Genomic DNA, 4,634 nt, shown 5'->3' with positions numbered 1-4,634 from the left:
CGGTCACCCCGACGTGATCCGAACAAGAGATCAAGCAGCTAGCTCATCGCACGCACGTGCGGAAGACAAGTCTAGGTAGGCCACATGGCCGGCGTGGAGGACGTCGAAGCATCCGTTCGTGAAGACGATCCGCCGACCCTGCGCCCGGTGTGCCGCGACGACGTCCGCGAGACGCGCGGCGTCCAGGACGGCGCCCGTGCCGAGGTGGTGCAGCCGGGCGCGCAGGTCCGCCGCCGGGCAGATGCCGGTGCCGGCGGTCGAGACGGCCACGGACGCGGCGATCGAGGCGAGCCGGACGGCGTCACGCAGCCCGACGCCCGCCGCCCGGGCGAGGACTATGGCGGCGACGAACGTGTCACCGGCCCCCGAGGTGCGCTCGTCGGGCGCGTCGGCGGTGGCCGGCAGATGCCACGGCGGCTCATCGGGAGTAAGGACGACGACGCCGTCGCGGTCGAGGGTGACGGCCGCGGCCCGCGCCCCGCTGGCGGCGAGGATCTGTGCCGCGTGGTGCCGCACGGTCCCGACCCGGTCGTGCGCGAAGGAGCCTCGGACGGCCTCGGGCAGCAGCGCGACGACCTCATCCGCATTGGGCTTGACCAGGTCGGGGCGCACCGCCGCCCATCGGGTGAGGTCGTGGGCGTCGACGACGAGCCGCCGGCCCGCCGCCCGCACGGCTGCCGCCACCCGGCCGATCAGCTCGGGGGTAAACAACCCCGTGCCGTAGTCACAGGCCAGCACGGCACAGGCCGACGCGGCCCCGGCGGTGACGCGGGCCGCCACGGCGGCGGCGGTGGCCCGCCGGGGCGGGGTCTCGTCACCCGTGTCGCAGCGCAGGTGGAGATGGTTGCCGGAACAGATCCGCCGCTTGGCCACCGTGGTCCGCCCGGGTTCGACGACCACGGCGGACGTGCCGACGCCACCGGCGTCGAGCAGGTCCCGCAGCCGCCGGCCGTCGGGATCGTCCCCCACCATCCCGACCAGCCGGGTGCGCGCACCGAGGGCGGCCGCGGCGAGGACGGCGTTGCCGGCTCCCCCCGGGGACTCCTCCCGCCCGGTCACAGAGACGACGGGTACGGGGCCCTCCCGGGACAACCCCCGCGGCGGTCCCCGCAGCCAGGAGTCGAGCATCGCGTCCCCGACCACGAGCAGGTGCAGCGCACCAAACCGATCCGGCAGCTCGGCGAGCGGCACGGGACGCGGCGAGGCCGGAGACGAGGCCGGAGACGCGGGGGCGGCGGTCATCGGGCCATCCCCTCCCCGACCAGCGCGAGCGCGGCGGCGGTCACCTCGGCCGGCGGCAGATCCAGGCATTCGTGCCCGAACGGGCAGGTGAAGGCGCGGCAGGGCATGCAGGGCGTCGCCCGGCGCAGCACCGCGACGCGCGCGGCGCATGGCCGGTACTCGCTCTCCCGTTCAGTGCCGGCGAACAGGGTGACGACGGGCGTGCGCACCGCGTCGGCGAGATGGGCACCGCCCGAGTTGTTGGTGACGACGACCGCCGCGCCGCGCAGGAGCGCGGCCAGCGCCGGGACGTCCAGGACCCCGGCGAGGCCCCGCCCCGCCGGGCCGGCAGCGGCGACGACCCGGTCGACCAGGGCGGTCTCGGCGCCCGTGCCGGCGACGAGGACCCGCAGGCCCGCGCCCGCAAGCAGGCCGGCGACCCGGGCGAACCGGTCGGCGTCGTAGCGGCGGGCCGAACAGCTCGCCCCGGGCAGCAGCACCGCGTAAGGGCCGGGTTCCGTCAGCGGCCGGACCCTCGCGACGGCCTCGCCTGGCACGGCCAGCCGGGGGTGGGATGCCGGGGCGGGGATGCCGAAGCGGCGCAGCAGCAGCAGCGCCCGGTCGACCTGGTGGATACCGCCGGGCAGGTCGTCCACCCAGTGGGTGAGCAGCGACCCGCCGAACTCCCGCGAGGCGCCAACCCGGGTCGGGATCCCGGCGAGGGCGCAGACGAAGGCGGCCGGCCACGGCGACTGGGAGAACGAGGTGAACAGGACCGCGACGTCGTAGCGGCGCCGCGCCAGCGTCTCGACCAGCCGGGTCTGCTCGGCCGGGTCGACGGGTCGGCCGCCGGTGTCCTGCCAGCACACCGATGCCACGACCGCGTCATCGACGCAGTCAAGCAGGGGCAGCACGGCCGCCCCGCCGGGTGAGGTCAGCACGTCGAGGCGGGCCCCGGGCGCCGCGGCCCGCAGCGCCGGGGACAGCAGCACGACGTCCCCGAGATTGTCCGGACGGACCGCCAGGACGTGGCGGGCGGCCGCGAGGTCCAGCGGACCCGCACGGCCCGCCGCCGGGTGGGACGCGACTTCGTTCACGGGAGGCTCCGGGACGGTCGGGAACGGTCGAGACGGTCGGGGACGGCTTCTCCCCCGCCCCGTGCCCGGAGGGTGGGCAACAAAACTGCTACTCTCCGCGAGGAACGTTCTCTCCGTGAGAACCACGCCGGGCGAGAACCACGCCGATCGCCTCGGCCTCGAGGGCCCAGGGGGCTGCCCGGCAGGCGGTGACCGCTCCGGCGAGCGGGTACGGCCTTCTCCATGCCGCGAGCAGCCATCCCCCCGGACAGCCATCCCCCGGATCGCCTTCGTCTGCGGCAACCTCGTCACCGCCGAGGACGGCGTCGCCGACTACACCATCCGGCTCGCCGAGACACTGCGCCACGACATCGATCCCGTCCTGATCACCTCGGGGCGGGTCGAGGGCGACCTCGGCCCCACCCGGGTGGTCACGCTGGAACGTGGGTGGGGTCCGGCCGGGATCGCCGCCACCGCGACGGCGCTGCGGCGCCTGCGGCCCGACCTCGTCCACCTCCAGTTCGCACCCTCGGCGTTCGGGTTCTCCCCGGCGGTCGGGCTGCCGCCCCCGCTGGCGGGCCGGCGCGTCCCCTGGGTGACCACCCTGCACGAGTACGGCTGGTGGGCATGGCCGTCCTGGCTGCCGGCGGCCCTGTGGCGACGGCCGGAACGGCACGGCTGGTGGGACCGGGAGACCCTGACGCTCGTGCCCCACTCGCGCGCCCTGGTGGTGACCAATCCCGAGCACGCCGCCGCGGTACGCACCCGCTTCGGCCGCCAGGCGCAACTGGTCCCCGTCGCCGCGAACATCCCCCGGGCACGAAGCACCGCCCGCACCGCCAGTCTGTCCTCCGACGCCGGCCCATCCCCCGGCGCCGACCCATCCCCCGGCGTCAGCCCGGGACAGGCGGCCCGGTCCCGGCTACGCGGCCGGCTCGGCACCGGCCCCGACGCCGAGGTGGCAGTCTTCTTCGGCTTCGTCCACCCGGTGAAAGGCGTGCGGTATCTCCTCGAAGCCGTCGCCGAGCTGCACGCCGACCATCCCGACCTGCATCTCGCCGTCGTCGGCGGGTTCACCTCCCTGGCGCTGCCCGACGCCGAGGCGGCGGCCTTCCGCCGCGAGCTCGAAGGGCACGCCCGTGCCGTCGGCGTCGCGGACCGGGTGACGTTCACCGGACATCTGCCGGCCGAAGAGGTTTCGGACATCCTGGCCGGGGCGGACGTCTGCGTGCTGCCGTTCACCGCCGGGGTGACGACGAAGAGCGGGGCGCTGGCGGCCGCGCTGTCCCACGGCCTGCCGACAGTGGTAACGGTCGCGGACCCGCCGGATCCGGCCCTCGTCGACGGCCGGACGGCGATCGTGGCCAAACCCGTGCGGGACCCGGCCGCGCTGGCCCGTGGGCTGCGCCGGCTGCTGGGCAACCCGGCGCTGCGGGCGGCCGTGTCCGCTGGCGGCCGCGACCTCGTCGCCGACCGGTCCTGGCCGTCCGTCGGGGCCGCGCACGCCCGCCTCTACCGGTGTCTGATCGGTCCCCGATGACCGTCGACGATCCCCCTCCCCGCCCATCCAGATCCCGCCCATCCAGAGGGATAAAATGGACACAAAACCCTCTGGAAAGGCAAGGAAGCCGAGACCAAGGAACGTCGGTGGCCGGCGAGTGGACGGATCCGGCCCGGGCGGAGCCGCGCGAGATCCTCTTCGTCGAGCTGCTCGGCGGGTTCGGCGATCTGCTGATCGCCCTGCCAGCGATCCACGCACTGGCGAACAGCCATCCGAATGCCCGGATCCGCGTCCTCACCTTCGCGCCGGCCGGCGAGCTGCTGACCCACGACGACCGGATCACCGAGGTCGTGCAGGTGACCGATCACCGCGCACAGGCCGTCCGCGAGGCTGTCGTCCGCGCGGTAAGCCGGCCGCGGGCGGACCTGGTCGTGACGACGACCCGGCACAGCGGCGTGCCGGCCGCGATCGAGGCCGGGCGACCGCGGCATACCGGACGGCCGAGGCACGTCGTGACGGACCTCTGGCGGCGGCCGGACCCCGCCGAACCGATCGGGTCCCGGTTCGTCCGGCTCCTCACCGAAGACGGCTGGATCCGGCCCGGCCCCGGCCATCCGGACGGCGCCGACGCCCGTGGCCGTGGCCGTGGCCGTGGTAACGCCCATGGGCGGGTCGCGCTGACCGCGGCGGAGGTCGCCGAGGGTGAACGCATCCTCGGCGCACTCGACAGCACCACGCCCGACGGCACCACGCCCGACAGCACCACACCCGGCCGCCCGGCTCCGGTGCTGCTGGTACCCGACGCCGGAATGGCCGTCAAACGGTGGCCGGCACGG

4 protein-coding genes are annotated in these 4,634 nt (G+C 75.3%); 2 read left to right on the top strand and 2 right to left on the bottom strand.

The features are described from left to right. Nucleotides 1-30: 30 nt before the first annotated feature. Both ACY45C_RS11625 and ACY45C_RS11620 read right to left on the bottom strand, forming a co-directional pair. The gene (locus ACY45C_RS11625; protein ID WP_462187627.1) at nt 31-1,242 is read right to left on the bottom strand and encodes a bifunctional heptose 7-phosphate kinase/heptose 1-phosphate adenyltransferase; all 1,212 of its coding nucleotides are present in this window, start codon (nt 1,240-1,242) and stop codon (nt 31-33) included. Further along, a complete protein-coding gene (locus ACY45C_RS11620; protein ID WP_462187626.1) occupies nt 1,239-2,318 on the bottom strand; it encodes a glycosyltransferase family 9 protein in 1,080 nt (359 codons plus the stop codon). The genes ACY45C_RS11625 and ACY45C_RS11620 overlap by 4 nt, the downstream gene beginning before the upstream one ends. Before the next feature lie 115 nt (nt 2,319-2,433). Here ACY45C_RS11620 and ACY45C_RS11615 point away from each other — a divergent pair, with 115 nt between their 5' ends. Together ACY45C_RS11615 and ACY45C_RS11610 are read left to right on the top strand one after the other, a co-directional pair. Then, a complete protein-coding gene (locus ACY45C_RS11615) occupies nt 2,434-3,837 on the top strand; it encodes a glycosyltransferase (protein WP_462187625.1) in 1,404 nt (467 codons plus the stop codon). A gap of 107 nt (nt 3,838-3,944) precedes the next feature. Then, a partial coding sequence (locus ACY45C_RS11610) for a glycosyltransferase family 9 protein (RefSeq protein WP_462187624.1) occupies nt 3,945-4,634 on the top strand: 690 nt, incomplete at its 3' end.

This window comes from Frankia sp. CcWB2, from assembly GCF_977927585.1.
Note: the sequence above shows the minus strand (reverse complement) of the source record. Positions and strands in the feature narration are given on the sequence as shown.